General features: G+C 60.4%; 15 protein-coding genes and 1 tRNA gene. 6 read left to right on the top strand and 10 right to left on the bottom strand.

Going from position 1 to position 17,431, the window contains the following annotated elements:
• Nucleotides 1-56: 56 nt before the first annotated feature.
• The 4 genes from BV034_RS23955 to hflX all read right to left on the bottom strand — a co-directional run bounded on the left by BV034_RS23955 (nt 57) and on the right by hflX (nt 4,183).
• Nucleotides 57-1,538, bottom strand: a complete 1,482-nt coding sequence (locus tag BV034_RS23955) for an alkaline phosphatase D family protein (protein ID WP_050029496.1) — start codon at nt 1,536-1,538, stop codon at nt 57-59.
• A gap of 285 nt (nt 1,539-1,823) precedes the next feature.
• Nucleotides 1,824-2,258 (bottom strand): VOC family protein, encoded by a 435-nt coding sequence (locus BV034_RS23950; RefSeq protein WP_050029495.1) that lies wholly within the window; start codon nt 2,256-2,258, stop codon nt 1,824-1,826.
• A 354-nt stretch (nt 2,259-2,612) separates the two neighbouring features.
• Nucleotides 2,613-2,813, bottom strand: a complete 201-nt coding sequence (thiS, locus tag BV034_RS23945) for a sulfur carrier protein ThiS (RefSeq protein WP_050029494.1) — start codon at nt 2,811-2,813, stop codon at nt 2,613-2,615.
• Between the two features lie 74 nt (nt 2,814-2,887).
• Entirely contained in the window at nt 2,888-4,183 is a 1,296-nt protein-coding gene (gene hflX / locus BV034_RS23940) for a GTPase HflX (protein ID WP_050029493.1), read from the bottom strand.
• 249 nt (nt 4,184-4,432) lie between these two features.
• Here hflX and BV034_RS23935 point away from each other — a divergent pair, with 249 nt between their 5' ends.
• Nucleotides 4,433-4,885, top strand: a complete 453-nt coding sequence (locus BV034_RS23935; RefSeq protein WP_050029492.1) for a hypothetical protein — start codon at nt 4,433-4,435, stop codon at nt 4,883-4,885.
• A 365-nt stretch (nt 4,886-5,250) separates the two neighbouring features.
• Here the strand turns inward: BV034_RS23935 and BV034_RS23930 are convergent, their stop codons facing one another.
• The 4 genes from BV034_RS23930 to BV034_RS23910 all read right to left on the bottom strand — a co-directional run bounded on the left by BV034_RS23930 (nt 5,251) and on the right by BV034_RS23910 (nt 8,790).
• Nucleotides 5,251-6,567, bottom strand: coding sequence for an SMP-30/gluconolactonase/LRE family protein (locus BV034_RS23930; protein WP_265593395.1), 1,317 nt, complete (start codon nt 6,565-6,567; stop codon nt 5,251-5,253).
• Between the two features lie 134 nt (nt 6,568-6,701).
• A complete protein-coding gene (locus BV034_RS23925) occupies nt 6,702-7,256 on the bottom strand; it encodes a hypothetical protein (RefSeq protein ID WP_050029490.1) in 555 nt (184 codons plus the stop codon).
• A 160-nt stretch (nt 7,257-7,416) separates the two neighbouring features.
• Entirely contained in the window at nt 7,417-7,935 is a 519-nt protein-coding gene (locus tag BV034_RS23920; RefSeq protein WP_050029489.1) for a hypothetical protein, read from the bottom strand.
• A 778-nt stretch (nt 7,936-8,713) separates the two neighbouring features.
• Nucleotides 8,714-8,790: transfer RNA gene (locus BV034_RS23910), tRNA-Pro, on the bottom strand.
• Nucleotides 8,791-9,172: 382 nt separating this feature from the next.
• Between BV034_RS23910 and argC the strand changes: the two genes are divergently transcribed.
• From argC to argF, 5 genes are all read left to right on the top strand, one after another.
• Nucleotides 9,173-10,222, top strand: coding sequence for an N-acetyl-gamma-glutamyl-phosphate reductase (gene argC, locus BV034_RS23905; protein ID WP_050029487.1), 1,050 nt, complete (start codon nt 9,173-9,175; stop codon nt 10,220-10,222).
• Nucleotides 10,223-10,484: 262 nt separating this feature from the next.
• A complete protein-coding gene (gene argJ, locus BV034_RS23900; protein WP_050029486.1) occupies nt 10,485-11,762 on the top strand; it encodes a bifunctional glutamate N-acetyltransferase/amino-acid acetyltransferase ArgJ in 1,278 nt (425 codons plus the stop codon).
• A gap of 115 nt (nt 11,763-11,877) precedes the next feature.
• Nucleotides 11,878-12,762: an acetylglutamate kinase gene (argB, locus tag BV034_RS23895; protein WP_050029485.1), complete on the top strand. Its 885-nt coding sequence runs from the start codon at nt 11,878-11,880 to the stop codon at nt 12,760-12,762.
• Nucleotides 12,763-12,921: 159 nt separating this feature from the next.
• Entirely contained in the window at nt 12,922-14,199 is a 1,278-nt protein-coding gene (locus tag BV034_RS23890; RefSeq protein WP_050029484.1) for an aminotransferase class III-fold pyridoxal phosphate-dependent enzyme, read from the top strand.
• Between the two features lie 74 nt (nt 14,200-14,273).
• Complete coding sequence (argF, locus tag BV034_RS23885) at nt 14,274-15,179, top strand: ornithine carbamoyltransferase (protein WP_050029483.1); 906 nt, start codon at nt 14,274-14,276, stop codon at nt 15,177-15,179.
• A gap of 385 nt (nt 15,180-15,564) precedes the next feature.
• Here argF and BV034_RS23880 read toward each other — a convergent pair whose 3' ends face one another.
• Both BV034_RS23880 and BV034_RS23875 read right to left on the bottom strand, forming a co-directional pair.
• Nucleotides 15,565-15,855 (bottom strand): Dabb family protein, encoded by a 291-nt coding sequence (locus tag BV034_RS23880; protein ID WP_050029482.1) that lies wholly within the window; start codon nt 15,853-15,855, stop codon nt 15,565-15,567.
• 40 nt (nt 15,856-15,895) lie between these two features.
• A complete protein-coding gene (locus BV034_RS23875; RefSeq protein ID WP_050029506.1) occupies nt 15,896-17,416 on the bottom strand; it encodes a hypothetical protein in 1,521 nt (506 codons plus the stop codon).
• Nucleotides 17,417-17,431 lie beyond the last annotated feature (15 nt).

Below are 17,431 nucleotides of genomic sequence, written 5' to 3'. Positions count from 1 at the left end.
AGCCCAATGTGACCGAGTGGACGACAATCCGTGAAGTTGGGTTGATCCGAAGGGATCTAAGGCTTCTTTTTTGGTGAGGGTTTCTTCGGCTCCATCCGCTCCGGCACCAGCGGGTAGGGCGAGGGCTCGATGGCCTTGCGACCATTGACCTCATCCATGCTCAATTCGCGACGTTCCAGCAGTCCACCGCCAGCCTGCCAGATCTCGTAGTGCAGGGTGGGTGGAGTGGCACTGGTGTCTAGATCCAGCACGGTCCAGAGTTTACCACTATCCGCGCCGGTGAAGCGCTCTGGGTTTTCCTGCAAGGTTCCGTTCGTGCTGCCGAAAGGTCCGCTGGTGAACTCCAGGAACCGTCCTTGAATCTGATAGCCAGCCGTGAAGTGCCGGTCACCTGAAAGCAGGACAACGCCCTCGATCTTGTTCTGGGTGATGTGGTCGAAGATCTCCTTCCTCTCGCGGGCGAAGGAGGACCAGCAGTCCGGCTGGGTCATCGTCTGCCACTCACTGCCGCAAGCCACGATCTTGAAGGTCGCCGTGGAAGCGGACAGTTTGTCCTTTAACCACTGGAGCTGCCGTGTGCCCAGCATCGTCTTGGTGCCGTCCTCCGCCACCTTGTTGGGGGTGCGGTGGTACCGGCTGTCCAGCATGATGAAGTCCACCCCGCTACGGGAGAAGCTGTGGTAGCACCCGGGGTTGCCTTCTTCTCCATAGCCCGGATTGGCCCACCATTCCTGAAACACCCGCAGCGAGTCCTCCTTGCCTTTCGAGGTTCCGTCCGAGTTGTTGGGGCCAAAGTCGTGATCATCCCAGATGGCGTAGGTGGGTTTCTGACGCACCAGTTTCTCAAAGCCACCTACCGTGCGGCTCATGTGGTAGAAGTCACGCAGCAGGGCCGGGTCCGTGGTATCGCCATAGTGATTGTCGCCCAGCATCAGGAGCAGGTCGAAATTGTCCCGTGCGGCCATCTCGCCAAAGGCGGCGGCCGAGACATAGCCACGTCGTCCTACGCAGGAGCCGAAGGCAAAGCGCAGTCGCCCGCGGTGGTCGGCCGCCGGGGCCGTGGTGAAGCTTGGAAAAGGGCGGGACAAAGCGGGGGCTCCATCCAGCAGAGGAGTGTAAAAATAGGTCGAGGCCGGCTCCAGACCCTGTACTTCTGCCTGACCGGTGAAGGATGAAAGCTCCACCAGTGCCGCGGGTGGCAATGTGCGGCCGTCAGATAGATCGGGTGATTTGCCCACCTTGAAGGCCAGTTCCCCTTGATTCGAACCCTTGGCCCACAGGCGGGCAGTGGTGGGCGTCACATGGCCTACCATCGGACCCGCATGCAGAAAGGCCGGGCCCGGCACGGGGGTGATGGGCGGCACCGGGCCGTGCTCCTCCTTGGGCACCGTCGGCTTGGCCTTGGGGGCAGGCTTCGGCGACTCCGCAGATGCCCCCAGGGCCACGGACGTGGACGTCAAGGACGTGGCCAGCAGGAAGTCACGGCGGGTCGTCTTGGTGACGGTAGGCGACGAGGGCGGGGGAGTGGAGGTGGACATGGAAGAAGGGCCTGAGGTGGCAGGAGGACCTATTCAACGGTGATCGAGAACCGTTTTTCGCAGAGGAGTGGGGGAGGGGGACAGCAGACTGCCAGACATCAGACCTGAACAGCTGGATGGAGAGGGCGGAGCGTCGTTGTGCGCCAACCATCCTGCTGGCCAAGTGCTTACATCGAACCTGGCGCTTGCGTCAGCAGGTTGGGAGAGCCTTTTACAGTTCCTGTCCAACAGGTTTGGCGCAGCCGATCGTCTTCGATCAACCGCGCCGAAGTTTCCAAAATCGCACTACTTGTTCTGCACATTCACCATCCACTGGATGCCGAAACGGTCGGTGAGGCTGCCGTAGTAAGCGCCCCAGAACATGTCTTGCAGCGGCATCTCGATCTTGCCGCCTTCGCTCAGGGCATTGAAGAGGCGATCGGCATCTTCGCGCGTGTCGGGTTCGAGATTGAGGTACACGTTGTTGCCAGCATTCACTTTGAAGCCCATGGACTCTGGCGCATCCGTGCCCATGAGCACGTGTTCGCCGAGAGTTGGCAGCTCCACATGCATGATCAGGTTCTGGTCCTCTTCCGGGAGAGGTGGCTGGCCGGGTTGGGGTGGTATGTCCTTGAACCGCGCAATGTGACAAGAGTACTCCGTGCCAAACACGGTTTTGTAGAATGAAAAGGCTTCCTCTGTGTTGCGGGGGAAGTTCAGGTAGGTGCTGACTCGGGCCATGCGATGCAATGTTGGGTGGTTTGGTTTGGAGCATCCACAATTTCCTGCGGATCAGCCGCAGGGCTCAGGAACATCCAATGCTATCGATACGTTCCCACGCTGCCAAGACACAATACGAAACCTTTTGTGCGATCACTGCCACGCCGTCTGGTGGGACGGCATCTCCTGCGTCACGGGGGCGCCTGCTTTTTGAAGACGATGGAAGTGCAGTCTGAGCTGCCTGTGCCAACCTTTGTCTCGCTGGTCCGCGATCAAGCGTTTGTTCGCTTTGACGAGCGGTGCCGCTTGCCAATCGGCGGCACAGCAGATTGCCAATCTGCGCTACGGTGAACTTGTGTCTCGGCGAAGACGGTCCTAGCCCCCCGCGGTTATCTGCACCACCTCGAGCGCATCACCGTCATGCAGTGCGGTCTCTCCCAGTTCGCGTGGGAACAGGGCCCGATGATTCAGCTCCACGACCACCGGCTTGCCCTCAAACCCGAGAACGTCCAGCAGGGCCTGTACGGTAAGTGGCTCCACGTGTTCCTGGGCAATTCCGTTGATGGTGAGTTTCATGGCTAAAGGCTAATCGATTAACATCCCTTCCCGGGTCTGGATTTTGAAGATTGAAGTTTGAACCTTGGTCCCGGTTAGTTCTTCGCCGCAAACTTCTCAAACCTCGACGCCAGTCGCTTGGGCACCACGCACTGCACCACCGCGATGTCGTCCTCGTATTCCTCGCTCAGCACCTTGCCTTCTTCATGTGCCAGGGCCAGCAGGTCGAGGCGGTTCATTGGCAGACGCAGTGTCAGTCGTAGCACGCGGTCAAAGACCATCTCGTGCAGTTTGTGCAGGAGATCATCGATACCCTGACCTGTTTGTACAGAGATTTGCACCGCGTCCGGGAACTGGTTCTTCAGCTCATGCAGGCGGGATTCCTCCGTTACCAGGTCCATTTTGTTCAGCACCAGGATCACACGTTTGTCCCCGGCTCCGATCTCCTTGAGCACCTCGGTGGTGGTTTCATAGAACGTATGGGCGCTCAAATGGCTGGCATCGACCACGTGGATCAGGAAGTCGGCCAGTGTGGTCTCCTCCAGCGTGGCGCGGAAGCTCTGCACCAGATCGTGCGGCAGGCGACGCACAAAGCCAACCGTATCCGTCAGCAGCAGTTGCTGGCCGTCTGGCAGCTCCATGCGGCGGGTGCTGGTGTCCAGCGTGGCAAAGAGCTTGTCCTCTGCCAGCACTTCACTCTGGGTCAGCTTGTTGAGCAGGGAGGACTTACCCGCGTTCGTATAGCCCACGATCGCGCCATGCGGCACGGGCACGCGGCTGCGTTCCTTGCGCTGCGTGTCGCGTTGCTTGCGCACCTCGATGAGGTCGGCTTTCAACTTGTCGATTCGCTTGTTGGCAAGACGGCGGTCAATTTCCAGCTGCAGTTCCCCCTCGCCACGGGCGGAGCCGCCTGCGCCACCGCCACCCGCACCGCGCTGGCGGTCAAGGTGCGCCCACATACGGGTGAGGCGCGGCATGGAGTACTCCATGCGCGCCAGCGCCACCTGGAGGCGGGCCTCCCTGGTGCGTGCCCGCAGATTGAAGATGTCCAGAATCACTTCCTGGCGATCAATCACGCACAGCCCCGACTCCTCTTCCCAGGCCCTTTGCTGGGCAGGGGAGAGTTCGTTGTCAAAAATGATGCTGTCGCAGCCCAGTTCCTTGGCCCGGGCCATGAGCTCGGCAGCCTTGCCGCTGCCGGTCAGGTACCTCGGGGTGATTTCGCGCACGTGCACGCAAAGTGCTTCACCGATGCCGATGCCCAAAGAGCTCACCAGCTCTTTGAGTTCGTCGAGCAGGTCCTTGGATTCCGCTGCTTCTTCTTTGCGGAAATAAACACTGATCAGCAGGGCGCTCTCGACCAGATTGGGTTTTTCACGAATATCGAACATGGAGCTAAGCGGAGGAGCAGGGGGCCGGAGGCTGTGCAGGGCGGAAGGAAAACTGAAGGGTAGCCAATTTGCCACAGATGAGCGGGGAAGCAAGCCGGGCGGGAATTTGCAAGCTTCCCCTGGAGGTTCTTACGCTTGGAAGCCCCCGTCCGAGCTGACGGTTTGAGTTTGCCTGCGCGGTTGACACAACGCTGCTTTGCCGGGAAGAACGCAATGCCTCACCCAGCTCCCAGTGCTCATTTCCCCCGAATGATCCTCCCTGCAGCCCTTGTTCAGCTTCCGGAACTCCTGGCCTCGACGGCTGCTGGAGCGGCCTCGGCTGCGGCTTTCAAGGTCACGGCGGCCTCTGTGTTGAACTTCCTCACTCAAACCGTCCTGGTGGTCGCGGCGGGGATTACCGTCTATCGCTGGCGTTGGTCTGCTTTGGGGCTGGTGCTCTTTCTGTTCAAGCCGTACCTGCCCATTGTGCTGGACTACTGGGTGGATGCCTTTTTCCCCATCCAGGGAAATGCCGCCCTGGAGCGCTGGCATCTGTTCATCCAGATCTCCAACCTCATCACTGCGATCGCCCTGCTCATCAGTCTTCGGCTCATCGTCAGGCGGGAGATGCTGGGTGGATTCCTTGAACCCAAGACCCGGACGAAGGCGGTGAAAAAGCGGACGGGGCTCCGGAGGAGGCGGACGCAGACTAGACAGGATTGACAAGATGGGGAGCAGAGGCGGCAGGGTGTGCGGGAAAGGACTGGGTGGCGAAGTGGGGGCAGCCAGCATCAACAGGGGGGAACCCATTCGGGTGTTCGAGGAAATCAGTGTGAGTCCGTCCACCGGCTCCAAGGGTAGGGTTGGAGTTCCGCGTTTACGCGGCTCAGGGAAGTCTTCCAGGAAATTCAGGCGGCGTAGCATCTACACAACGCTTTCAGCGTTGAAGACATCTCTGCTTCTACCCACCGTAGACTCGATTGAAGCTCGCCAACGTAGGGTTGTGTTACATATCCCCTTCAGGAATAAACTTCGAACTGAAGATGGCTGGTGATTCCAAGCTCAGCGGATCTCATTCCGCCTTATGCTTACCGCGGCGCCTCTTCACTCTGCGGCTTTTCCGCATTTGCAGGAGCATTCATGCTGACGTTGGGAGGGCTCGCGGCGTGAACGGGCGCCTGTTTTTTCGGATGGAGGCGAACCTCGGTCACTCCTGAATGCATGATGTGGCCCAGATAAAAGGCATCACCCAGAGGCAGAGCCACGCTCGGTGCGTGTTTGTCCCCATCGAGGTCCTTCAGCCACTCGGCATCGTGCCTGAGTTTGAACTGTCCTGCGTCCCAGTGCAGCCTCGCCACACCGCCGCGTGAGGGAAGTCTGGCACCGCTGAGGAGGTGGAGGAAAGTGGGCACGGGCGAGCGCTGTCCCGTGCACCAGAGCTCTCCGTTGGGTGGGCATTTGAGGTTGTCCGGCCGGAAGGGGAGGCCTCGGTACACGACGCCGTGGCATTTTTTCAGTCCTCCTCCCGGCTGCTCGTTGCGTTCAAACGCCAGGATCTGCCGGCCGTGGTAGGCGTTGCAATAGAGCAACGTTTCTCCAGGGCTCAGTGCCAGGCCGTTGGCTCCATTGATTCCCGACGCCACCACACCCCAAGAGCCCTTGGTTGCGTCGTCCTTGTTGGGCGTGAAGCAGACGATCGAGTTGATCGTTCGCTTCTGGCCAGCGGGGGAGGCGGGTTCGATGAGCTGCGTTTCCCCGGATCTGGAAGGGAACGTGCCAAACGTAGTGGCGTACACGGTGCCATCCCGGCTGGCGGTGATGCCGTTGATCTTGTGAAGCAACTCGCTCCGTCCGTCGCACACGTCGTAAACATTACCCAAGGTGCCCAGGTGCTTCACCTGTCCGGCTTCGTCATCCACCTCAAACACTTCAACCGATCCGCCCTTCGCCAGAAGCCCCTTGCCGGGATAGGCGTTCGTCACATAAGCCAGTTGCTTGCCCTCCAGGCCCGGAGCCAGAGAGTTTCGCACCACGCTCAGTCCCACCGGGGCAAAGTGCTCCAGAGGCTTTGAGGCCATGGGAGCTGGCTTGAATCGTTCCTCGCCCGGAAGATAAATCTCCAGGGCTCCCACGCGCGGTTTTGGGTGGGGCTCCTTGGGAAACCGGGCTCGGGAATAGGTGGCCGTGAGCAGGGCGGTGCGCCCCTTCCATTCGATGAGGTCTAGGTCCTCCGGGCCGGGGCCGGAAGCCAGCGTGCACAAGGTGGGAGTCGTCATGAGCGGGCGGGAGGGGGCAGGTTCGGCGGCATCAAGCATCACTTGCCCCATCCCTGCAAGGAGACACGCCATGCCGGATAGAATGCCGGGCCATCTGCCGGGTTGGTGCATGGAATAAGGGAACAGCATGCCTCGCCTGCTGGCAAGGATTTTGAGGCACGGATCGGATGATTGCCGGGTCAGGTTAGCAGTCCTGGACTCATTTTTACGGTGGACGTTTGTGTCGATGCTGACACATAAAGCCCTCGAGCGATTCCGTTGCGCTAATGGAAGGTCCTAAACCCGACTCCCTTTTCTCCTGGGAAGCCTTTTGGCAGCAGGGGACACGAAATTCTTCCCGTGATGACGCGCGCCAGAAACTGCATGGCACTCATCTCAAACACCTGGTGCTCGCCTTGAGCGGCCCTCAGAACGACAACATGCCAGTTGTCCACCAGTTCTCCCCGAACCTGCCAGCAGAGGTCGATCTGGTTGCCCGCCGTCGCCCATGGCAACAATCCTCCGGGTTCCCAGTAGAGGGGCAGAGGAACGGATTTCGGGCGTTTTTCCTTCTGCACCCGCAGGTCCGAGAGCCGCCTTGGCACAAAGTTGAGATACTGCATGCTCATCACCCCGGCGCACAAGGAGAGGTAGGCCGAAGTCTTGTGGCTGTGGGAGAAGAAGTGCCCCTCTCCGTAGCGCTCGTACGCTGCCACAAAGTCACCCGGCAACCGGGTGCCCATATGAGCGAAGATCTGCATCCAGTCCGCTTGCGTCATTCTGACGTTTGGCGTGGACGGAGGCGGAACGACGGCGACCAGTTCATCGATTCCAAACATGGCGGAGCAGGAGGGCGGATTGATCTTCGCTGCACCGCCTCACAACGGAGTGACCAGGCTGCTCCCATGCGATGAGTTGGTGCATGTTGTAAGGGAACGATATGCCGCGCCGACTGGCAAGATTTTTGAGGCATGGATCGGATGATTGCTGGGGAGGGGGCTATTCCGGCTCAGCCTCCCAGTCCCTCCAGCCAACTCGCACCGCTGAAGAGGTTGCGTTCAGACTGTAAGGTCGCGCCAAGGGGATGCCAGCGTACGCGACAGACAGCGTCACCTCAAGGTTTTCAAGAGCACGCTGCAGATCCACCTCCATCTTTACGGCATCAATTTTTTCCGCCACCTGGAGGCTGTAGTGCTTGATGCGCTCTTCCAGCTGGGTCACCGCGTCCACGACCAAGAATCCCAAGGGGTCTGCGGTACATGCTGCGGCCTCCGCCACCATCCGGATGACACCTCTCACAAGGCATTGCCAGAGACCGTTCTGCAATACCGCCTCCATTTTCCAGCCCTGGACTTCCCTGATGCCAAAGAGCCGCCAGTAATAGCAGTGGAACATGTCCGCCTGCCAGGCGACTCGGGAACGGGCCGATGTCAGGCCGTAGTCACGGAGGAGCTGTTGGATTTCTTCATACTCGTTCTCCCATGGGCGTGGCCCTCGATGATGTTTGTCTGAATCCATGCGACCTGGGGCACTTGGTGAGATGGTCCCTCACCATCTCCGGTGTCGTCGTCCAGGCAAGTCAAAGCTGGAGACCGCGTCGCATCACGGTCAAGCGCCGTGACGGGCAAAGTAGAAGAACCGTCCCGGTTCTTGATCAGGTCCGCATGGCCCGATGTGTCTCCCCATGGGCGACGATCACGCGAGGCCCTCAACTGACCTCAGGCGATCCCTCGCAAAGCTGGGGCAGGAGTCGTCACCAGTTGCCATCCTCTGAGCTTGCTCATGGGGAAACGCACGTGTTCCCCGTTGTCTTGAATGAGAACAAACGCCTCCCGGCCTGTAACGTGGCCTTGAGCCTGATAGTGTTTCCGTTCTCCGTTTGCGAAGATAATGGTGTAGTTCCGCATATCAGCAAAATAAGCTCTCCAACACTTCCCACAACGGGTTAGTGGTCCGGCACCCAATTGCGGGGGCCGGGGGAAAGCGCAGCGGAAGGGTTCATTCTCCTGCCTTGTCTAGGAAATAACGATGCGCCGATGAAGGTCATCGCTTTATCTTGCCGTGAGGCGGTCCTTCCATCGCAGGAGCCGGCAAGCCACCTTTCTTGTGAAGGTGAATGCCAGACTCAAAGAGCCGTTCCGATTTTTGCGCCACGATTCAAGGATTGCGTTCAGGGCTGCCTTAGCCTCACCCGTGCTTCCTCGAATCCCCCGGCTTGCAGGGGCATCGCCGTAACATGCCACAAAAAAAGGAGCCCTGATGGGCTCCTGGCTTTCCGCTTTCACTTACCTGAATCTGGTCGGGCTGGCGAGATTCGAACTCACGACCTCTTGCACCCCATGCAAGCGTTCTACCAGGCTGAACTACAGCCCGCGATCAGATTCGGTTTGTTTGGCGGGACGGCAGTGTGGCGCGTTGTGAAAAGAATTCAAGTGCCGGATGCATTTTTTCCAAAACATTCTGCCGGAACCTCTTGGAACGGGGTGGGGAGGGCATCGTCTTTGCTCTCCGGTGGGTGGACCTGGCCTGCCAACGTGCAGTTCTCAGCCGTTCTCAAACACCTCTCCGATCCGCCTCCACCGTATCCCATATCCTGCACCAGGCTTTCACACCGCAATTCCGGACCAATGCCCACTCTTCACCCCTGACGCCAGCCCAGAACCAAGCACTTGTTAACTACCTTCCCATAATCTCACGAAAAGCATCTTGCACCCCGGACGATGCGAACCATCTTCCGCCCTTCCCCTCATGACTCATGTCCCAGAAAGTTAAAGTCGCAGTCGTTGGCGCCAGTGGTTATTCCGGCAGGGAACTGTTGCGTCTGCTCCTCCTGCACCCGCACGCCGAGCTCACCGCGGTGACCTCCCGCGCGCTGGCTGGCAAGCCCCTGACTTCTGAGTTCCCGCGATTTCGAGGCATCGCCCAGGCGGATGCCATCTCTTTCATGGCCCCGGACATCGACGCCATTGCCGCCACTGGGGCGGAGGTTGCCTTCCTGGCCCTCCCGCATGGGGTGGCGCACCAGTTTGCCGTCGGTCTCCTCGCCGCCGGGTTGCGGGTCATTGACCTGAGCGCAGACTTCCGTTTGCGCAGCGCCGAGATCTATGCGGATCACTACGGCCACGCCCATCCCTCGCCCGAATTGCTGGCCGAGGCCGTGTACGCACTTCCGGAGATGCGCGCTGCGGAGATCCGGGACGCCCGGCTCATTGCCTGCCCCGGCTGCTATCCCACCAGCGTGCTCGTTCCGCTGCTGCCGTTGCTCAAGGCGGGGCTGCTTGATGAATCGCCCATCGCCGTCTCCAGCATGAGCGGGGTGAGCGGGGCTGGTCGCGAGGCCAAGACCGCTTTTCTCTTCTGTGAATGCAACGAGAGCGTGCGCAGCTACGGCATCCCGCGCCACCGGCATGTTAGCGAGATCGGCCAGGAGCTGGATCTCGCCGCAGGTCAGCCCGTGAAGTTCACTTTTGTGCCCCATCTCATTCCGGTGAATCAGGGCATCTGCACCACCATCTTTGCCGGTCTCAGGGAGGGTGTCACTCTGGAGGAAGTGGAGGCCGCCTACGCCACCGCTTACGCCGGACGCCCCTTTGTGCGGCTGCTCGGTCGCAACCAGAGTCCGGACACGAAGAACGTCACCGGCACCAATTTCATCGACGTGGGTTGGGCCTACGACGCTGGCGCGGGGCGTCTCCTGCTGCTGAGCGCTGAGGACAATCTCGTCAAAGGTGCCTCTGGCCAGGCCGTGCAGAATTTCAATATCGCCTTTGGCTTCGCGGAAAACGCAGGCCTTCAGGTGGTGTGATTTCTGCGCCGGCGGCCGGGAAAGTTTTTCTTCTCTAGTGAAAAAATCACCTCCATTCTTCGGTTCTCCCTTTTGACCCGTTCCACCATGAATCAGATGCTCCCAGGCAGCCGACTCCCACGACGACAGGGCAATGCCCTGTCCGATGGCTGCCCTGATTCCTCCGCCGTCGGCACCAGTGTTCGTTTCCGCCCTGTGGCAACGACTCCCGCCCCGGCTTTCGCATCCGCATCGATCCCTTTCACAAATCCCCGCTACTCTCATGACCTCGCCTGACACCGCCAACGACTTCGTCTTCAAGGAAATCCCCGGAGGCGTTACTGCTCCCAAGGGGTTCCGTGCCGGAGCCATTTCCTGCGGGATCAAGAACCCCACGGCCACTCGTCTGGACTTGGCGCTGATCGCCTCCGACCTGCCCACGGCCACGGAGGCTTGCTTCACCACGAGCCGGGTGAAGGCGGGCTGCGTTCGCGTATCCCAGCAGCATGTGAAGGTGGGCGATGTGCGCGCCATCATTGCCAACAGCGGCAACGCCAACGCCTGCACCGGTCCGCAGGGGATCCGTGATGCCAAGGCCATGACCAAGGCCACGGCCGAAAAGCTGGGGGTGAAAATGCGCCAGGTGCTGGTGTGCTCCACCGGCATCATCGGCATGCCCATGCCCATAGAGCGCATCGTGCCCAGGGTGGGGGATCTTGTTGCATCCTTGAACCTCGAGGGTTCTGAGCAGGCCGAGCAGGCCATCATGACCAGCGATACCAAGCCCAAGACCGTTGCCATTGAGGTGGAATGCGAGGGGCAGACCTTCCGCGTGGGCGGCATTGCCAAGGGGGCCGGCATGATCTGCCCGAACATGGCCACCATGCTCGCCTTCATCACGACGGATGCGAAGGTGGACCAGTCCGAGCTCAAACGCGCCACCCAGGCCGCCGTGGAGCAGACTTTCAACCGCATCACCATCGACGGCGACACCAGCACGAATGACACCGTCATCGTCATGAGCAACGGCGCCAGCGATGTGCCTCTCATCAAGAGCAAGTCCCCATGCACCGAGATCTTCCGTGCGGCCCTGCGTCACGTGATGATGCAGCTCGCCAAGATGATCGTCAGCGACGGCGAGCGCGTGACGAAGTTCGTGGAAATTCGCGTGCAGGGCGCCCGCACCTACCAGGATGCCAAGGCCGTGGCCGAGACCGTGGCCAAGTCCATGCTGGTGAAATGCTCCTGGCACGGCGGCGACCCCAACTGGGGCCGCGTCATGCATGCCGTGGGTTATGCGAAGGCCCGCATCCGTGAGGAGCTGGTGGACATCTACTTCGGCGGTCTTTGCGCTACCAAGGGTGGTCTGGCCACGAACACCCCGGTCAAGGAGTTGGAGAAAGTCACCGCCAAGCCCAAGTTCACGGTCACGATCGACCTGAACCTCGGTGACGCGTCCTACAACGTCTTCACCACCGACCTGAGCGAGGAGTACGTGGACTTCAACTCCAGCGAATACTCCGCGGCCATCCACGCCAAGCGACAGACCGGCCTCGCCTGATCCCTCCTTTCATCAGAGGAGATCTCAGGATTCGCCAGCCTCTATGGGTTTCTCCACTGGGTGGCAACTGTATTTCCTTCTCCCTCTTTCCTTACCCCTTTTCCCTCTCCCACCCATGAGCCAGTCCGCTGATTCCATCCGTCAGGCCGCCGTGCTGCTGGAGGCCCTGCCTTACATTCAGAACTTCCGCGGTCAGACCTTCCTCATCAAGGTGGGTGGCAGCGCCATGGAGGAGCAGTCCCTGGTGGACAGCCTCCTGCGTGACATCGTCTTTCTGGAGGCCGTGGGCATCAACCCCGTGCTGGTCCACGGTGGCGGCAAGGCCATCAACAAGGCCATGAAGGATGCCGGACTGGAGGCCCGCTTCGTGGGCGGTCTGCGCGTTACAGATGATGCGACCATCAGCATCGTGGAGGAGACTCTTGCTCGCGTCATCAACCCCGATCTGGTGGAGCGCATCAAGTCCGCAGGTGGCAAGGCCATTGGCCTGGCCGGTACCACCGTCTTCCGCGGCCAGCGCATGAAGGGTACCGACCCCGCCACAGGCGAGGCTGTGGACATCGGCTATGTGGGGGAGGTTGTGGAATGCGACACCTCCATTGTGGATCTCGCCGTTGCGGGTGAGGTCGTCCCCGTTGTCTCCCCTGTGGCCCGCGAGATCGGATCTCGCGCCACGCTCAATGTGAATGCCGACATCGCCGCCTGCGCCCTGGCCAAGAAACTCAAGGCCACCAAGCTCATCTTCCTGAGCGATGTGTTGGGGGTGATGCGTGATCCCAAGGACAACAGCACTCTCATTCCTTCCTTGAACCCGACCGCCATCGACCAGCTCAAGAGGGAAGGCATCATCTCCGGCGGCATGATCCCCAAGGTGGACAGCGCCGTGGACTCCCTGCGCGGTGGTGTGGGCAAGGTGCACATGATTGACGGCCGCATCCCGCACTCCGTCATCCTCGAGTGCTTCACCGACACCGGCATTGGCACGGAGATTGTTCTGTAAAGACACAAGACTGGAAGACAAAAGACAGAAGACCTGATTCAAGCAACAAACGACGAACCTGACGCACCGACGCACTGCCCACTGGCGCACTGCATCGAAGCTCCCTGACCCTCAAACCACCCACCCACTCCTAACCCACCCCCACACCTCCAAACGAAGATGTCCCAGACCCTGATCGAGAAATACGTCATGCCCAACTACGGCCGTTACGACTTCTGGCCGGAGCGAGGTCTGGGCACGTATGTTTGGGATCGGGATGGCCGCAAGTATCTGGACTTTGCTGGTGGAGTGGCGGTGTGTCCCGTAGGCCATTGTCATCCGGAGGTGGTGGAGGCCATTCAGACCCAGGCCGCCACTTTGATTCACATTTCCAACTGGTACTGCATCCGCCAGCAGGGCGAGCTTGCCGAGATGCTGGTGGAGAAAGTCATGGGCATCCCCGGAAAGTGCTTCTTCAGCAACAGCGGGGCGGAGGCCAATGAGGGGCTCATCAAGCTGGCCCGTCGTTTCGGCACCACCCGGCCGAAGGCGGACGGCAGCCCCCGGTTCGAGATCATCACCTGCACTGGCAGCTTCCACGGCCGTACGTTTGCGACCATGACGGCTACGGCGCAGGAAAAGATCCACGGCGGTTTCGGCCCGCTCCTGCCGGGGTTCAAGTACATCCCGTTCAATGATGTGGAGGCTCTCAAGGCCGCGGTGAATGAGAACACCGTCGGCATCCTGTTCGAACCGGTCCAGGGTGAGAGCGGGGTAAACGTGGCCACGCCGGAGTTCCTCCGCGCCGCCGCAGCCTTGCGGGATCAGCACGACCTGCTGCTCCTGCTGGACGAGGTGCAGTGCGGTCTGGGCCGGACCGGAGAGCCTGGCGGCTGGCGCAGCATCATCCCCGGTGATGAGATTCTGCCTGACGCCATCAGCTGGGCCAAGTCCATCGGTTCGGGTTATGCCCTCGGCAGCTTCTGGACGCGGGACCGCGCCATTGGCCCGGAGCCGGATGCTGTGCGCCTTTGCAACCTGCTCGGTGCCGGCAGCCACGGCACCACCTACGGCGGCTCCCCGCTGGCCTGCGCCACGGCCATGGCCACGCTCAAGGTCATCCTTCGTGATGGCCTCATCGCCAGGTCCAAGGAGATGGGTGAACGCATCGTTCAGGAGGTTGCCTCCTGGAATTTGCCCGCCCTCACTGCCACCCGCGGTTTTGGTTTCATGCTCGGGTTCGAGCTGAATACCGACCTCATTGAGGCGCGCGAGGACTTCAAGGCCTCTGGCAAGCTGCCTTCCATCTGGGTGACCAAGCTCCTCATGGATGCCGGCCTGCTGGTCGTGCCTGCGGGTCCCAAGGTCATCCGCTGGCTTGCGCCCATGAACACCTCCGACGCCGAGGCACAGGAGGGCCTCAGCATCATGAAATCTATCCTCTCCGCCCTCGCCTAGATCCTGCTTCGGAGCGGAATGTGTCCGCACTCCCGCTCCGAATTCCTTTCACCTTTTTCAGCCCACATCGTCCCATGAAGAACCTGTTGTCCATCGAGGCTCTTACTGCTCAGGAGATCACAGCCATCGTCGAGCTCGGTGCCGACCTTCGCAAGAACCGCGCCGCCACTCCCCAGGTGCTGACCGGTCAGACGTGGGCTCTCATTTTCAACAAGTCCTCCACCCGCACCCGCGTCAGCTTTGAGGTAGGCATCCGCGAGCTCGGTGGCAGCGTCATGTTCCTCAGTGGTGCTGATACCCAGCTTGGCCGTGGCGAGCCTGTCAAGGACACTGCCCGTGTCCTCGGTCGCATGGTGCATGGGGCGGTCATTCGTACCTACGCCCAGGCGGATGTGGAGCAGTTCGCTGAGTACAGTCATTTGCCCACCATCAACGCTCTCACCGACGAGGAGCATCCGTGCCAGATCCTGGCCGACCTCCAGGTCATGCACGAGCGCCTCGGAGGCTGGCTGGGGAAGAAAGTCTGCTTCCTGGGTGATGGCGACTGTAACGTGGCCCGCTCCTGGATGTGGGCCGCTGCCCGTCTTGGCTTTGATCTCACCATTGGCGCGCCCAAGGCTTTTCAGCCCCCGGCGGTGTTCATGGAAAAACTCGGCACCGACAAGGTCGTGCTTGAGGCAGACCCCGCCAAGGCCGTTGCCGGTGCCGACGTGGTGTACACCGACGTCTGGGTGAGCATGGGCAAAGAAGAGGAAAGCGCCCAGCGCATTGAGATCCTCAAGCCCTACCAGATCAACGCCGGTCTCATGCAGCACGCTGCCAAGGACGCCATCGTCATGCACTGCCTCCCGGCCTATCGTGAGAAGGAGATCACTGACGAAGTCCTTGAGCAACACGCTGACGTGATCTTCCACGAGGCGGAGAACCGCCTGCATGTGCAGAAGGCGATTATCTGCTGGATGGTGGGGGGAGAGGGGTAAGGGAGGGAGGGGGAAAAGGGGAAAGGGAAGAGGGATAAGTCGGGGTCTCGACAGGTCTGTGGCGTAAAGTAGGCACAGTCCCGCATGCGGGGCTGTTCAGTCAAGCTGTTGACGGCTGCTGCGGTCAATTCCGCTGCTCGGCGGCTCAGGTTCGAGGTGCTCACAAGATCCGCCAAAGCGGTGTCGAGCCACACGCACTCCAAGACGCTTCGCGCTGGAGGTGACGATCTCCGGGCTTGGGCCCCCTCGGTTCGTGGCAGCGTCTTGGAGTGCTGGCGGCTTGACGTCGCTTTCGCCAGCAGGTTCTATGGGCTTCAGCCTGTTCAGTCAGGCTGCTCGCGTCACACGTCGCCAGACTAAAGCCTGGCACTACTTTTCGCATTCCCTACGCCTTCTCGTAGTCAATCTCCATAAACTCCGCGACTTCTTGCAGCCACCGCTCCTGCACAAAACGCACGTGCTCGGGGTGGTCATTGTATCCTGCGTAGGCCGCGGCATTGGCGAACTCCATGGACAGGCCGAAGGTGTAGGGATTCTTCGGGCTCACTTGACGCAGAGCCTCGAACTTCTCCACGCCGGGAATGGCGGCCAGCTCTCCGGCTGCCTGGAGAAAGGCCTGTTCCTCTGCGGAACCGGCGGCATGCTTCAAACGAAAAACGACGGTGTGACGAATCATATGGATTTCAGTACTTTAATGTGCCGATGAAATAATCAACCTACTCCTTCTTCGCGCCGCCAGTCTCCGCCGCGGGAGCTGGCCACATCCCGCGAATGGCTTCCACCGTGCGGTCCACCAGGATCTGGCCGCCCTCGGGGCCGACCTTGTTCGTGTGAGGCAGTCCGCTGTAGCTGCCGCCTTCAATGGCCTCGGGCGTGGGCAGGTACAGTCCTGAGCCACAGGCCAGTTGGATCAAAAACGTCTGCAGCGCTGGACTGCGGGACTTCATCTGGATGCCGTAGTTCAAATACAGTTCAAACGGATTCGTCGCGATTGCCACTTCACCCAGGCGGAGGGTGTGCAGTTCCATCTCGTAGTTTGGCGCCTTGTCGCCGGCCTCAGCCCGTCGCACTACCTCACGCTCTCTCTCCAGCATGTTCAGCAGGTAGTTGTTCAAGGTCCCCATGTTCTCGTACTGCGTGATCTGCATTTGGGCTTGTTCCTTCTCCCGCGGCAGGATGCGCCGCGGGGGCAGGGAGAGTGTCTCCACCTGATGCGTGAAGGGTGGGCTGGGGGTTATTTCCTTGCGTGCAATCTCCACGGTGTCCATCACTGCGGCAGTCACTCGCCGTGCGATCTCCTCTTTGCTTGTCAGTCCGCGCAGCTTGCGCATGCGCTCTTCCGCCTTTTTGCGGAACATCAAATGCGGGCTCTGATCTCCGGCGGCACTGATCCAGCCCAGGATGGTAAGGTTCGGTGCCTTCAGCTCTTTGCGCAACTGCTCCCGGGTCTCGTGCCAGAAGTCGGCATTGATCGCTTTGCGGCTCTCCACTTCCTGTGCGGGGCAGGCCAGATTCACCGCCAGTGCCTGCAGTTCCTGTTTAGCATTCCAGAAGAAGAGCATTTCCACGCCGTGGTCTTCGCCTCCCTCCAGGCCACGGAACCGGGCGTCATTCGTGTTGCCATACATCTGTGCACGTCCATCGGCATACACTGCGCGGCGATTCTGACCCACTACGGCATGACCGAGCGTCCAGCTTACTCCACCGGGTTGGCGGTTCTTCCAGGCCTGCTCTGCAACCTCCACCAGCCGGGTCAGCAAGAAGGCAGTGTACTCACTCGGCTGCATCACCCCTTCTTTGGGGATTTCATATCGGTTGGGGTTTCGTTCAAGTTCCAGCGTCAACGGTGCTGTGTGCGTATGGGTCGCGTTCAGAAGGAGTTTCTTCAGGTCCAGTCCGGGCAGCTTGCCTGCCAGGCTCATGCGAAGCCGGTCTTGCAGGCCGTCTCGAATTGCCACCAGGTCACAGGTGATAATCAGTGCCTGGTCCACGGATTTGTCGCCTTCCTTGGATTCCATGGCCAGTGCTGCCGCTACGATGGGCGTCTCTGCTTTGGTCGAGATCCTCGTGTTAAATTGTCCCGCCAGTGCCACAGGCCGGTCGGGGGTGATGTCCACCGTGGCGTGGCCGATGTGCAACTCCGCGGCGTAGAGGGTTCCGGGAAGCAACGAGATGCCCGTCAGGCCTAGCGTCAGCGACAGACTAAGAAGAGAGCGAAAAAGCGGGGTGGAGGACATGGTGTAGGTCAGAGA

Origin of the sequence: Verrucomicrobium sp. BvORR034, from assembly GCF_000739635.1 — a bacterium.
Classification (GTDB): Bacteria; Verrucomicrobiota; Verrucomicrobiia; order Verrucomicrobiales; family Verrucomicrobiaceae; genus Verrucomicrobium.
The sequence above is the reverse complement of the archived record's forward strand: the minus strand, read 5'-3'. Positions and strand labels throughout refer to the sequence as shown.

Excerpts from the sequence above, each read along its gene's own strand:
- argF (WP_050029483.1), top strand. The coding sequence starts at position 14,274 with ATGAAGAACCTGTTGTCCATCGAGGCTCTTACTGCTCAGGAGATCACA.
- BV034_RS23950 (WP_050029495.1), bottom strand. The coding sequence starts at position 2,258 with ATGGCCCGAGTCAGCACCTACCTGAACTTCCCCCGCAACACAGAGGAA.
- BV034_RS23880 (WP_050029482.1), bottom strand. The coding sequence starts at position 15,855 with ATGATTCGTCACACCGTCGTTTTTCGTTTGAAGCATGCCGCCGGTTCC.
- argJ (WP_050029486.1), top strand. The coding sequence starts at position 10,485 with ATGACCTCGCCTGACACCGCCAACGACTTCGTCTTCAAGGAAATCCCC.
- hflX (WP_050029493.1), bottom strand. The coding sequence starts at position 4,183 with ATGTTCGATATTCGTGAAAAACCCAATCTGGTCGAGAGCGCCCTGCTG.
- argC (WP_050029487.1), top strand. The coding sequence starts at position 9,173 with ATGTCCCAGAAAGTTAAAGTCGCAGTCGTTGGCGCCAGTGGTTATTCC.
- BV034_RS23875 (WP_050029506.1), bottom strand. The coding sequence starts at position 17,416 with ATGTCCTCCACCCCGCTTTTTCGCTCTCTTCTTAGTCTGTCGCTGACG.
- BV034_RS23935 (WP_050029492.1), top strand. The coding sequence starts at position 4,433 with ATGATCCTCCCTGCAGCCCTTGTTCAGCTTCCGGAACTCCTGGCCTCG.
- argB (WP_050029485.1), top strand. The coding sequence starts at position 11,878 with ATGAGCCAGTCCGCTGATTCCATCCGTCAGGCCGCCGTGCTGCTGGAG.
- BV034_RS23925 (WP_050029490.1), bottom strand. The coding sequence starts at position 7,256 with ATGTTTGGAATCGATGAACTGGTCGCCGTCGTTCCGCCTCCGTCCACG.
- BV034_RS23930 (WP_265593395.1), bottom strand. The coding sequence starts at position 6,567 with ATGCTGTTCCCTTATTCCATGCACCAACCCGGCAGATGGCCCGGCATT.
- BV034_RS23955 (WP_050029496.1), bottom strand. The coding sequence starts at position 1,538 with ATGTCCACCTCCACTCCCCCGCCCTCGTCGCCTACCGTCACCAAGACG.
- BV034_RS23890 (WP_050029484.1), top strand. The coding sequence starts at position 12,922 with ATGTCCCAGACCCTGATCGAGAAATACGTCATGCCCAACTACGGCCGT.
- thiS (WP_050029494.1), bottom strand. The coding sequence starts at position 2,813 with ATGAAACTCACCATCAACGGAATTGCCCAGGAACACGTGGAGCCACTT.
- BV034_RS23920 (WP_050029489.1), bottom strand. The coding sequence starts at position 7,935 with ATGGATTCAGACAAACATCATCGAGGGCCACGCCCATGGGAGAACGAG.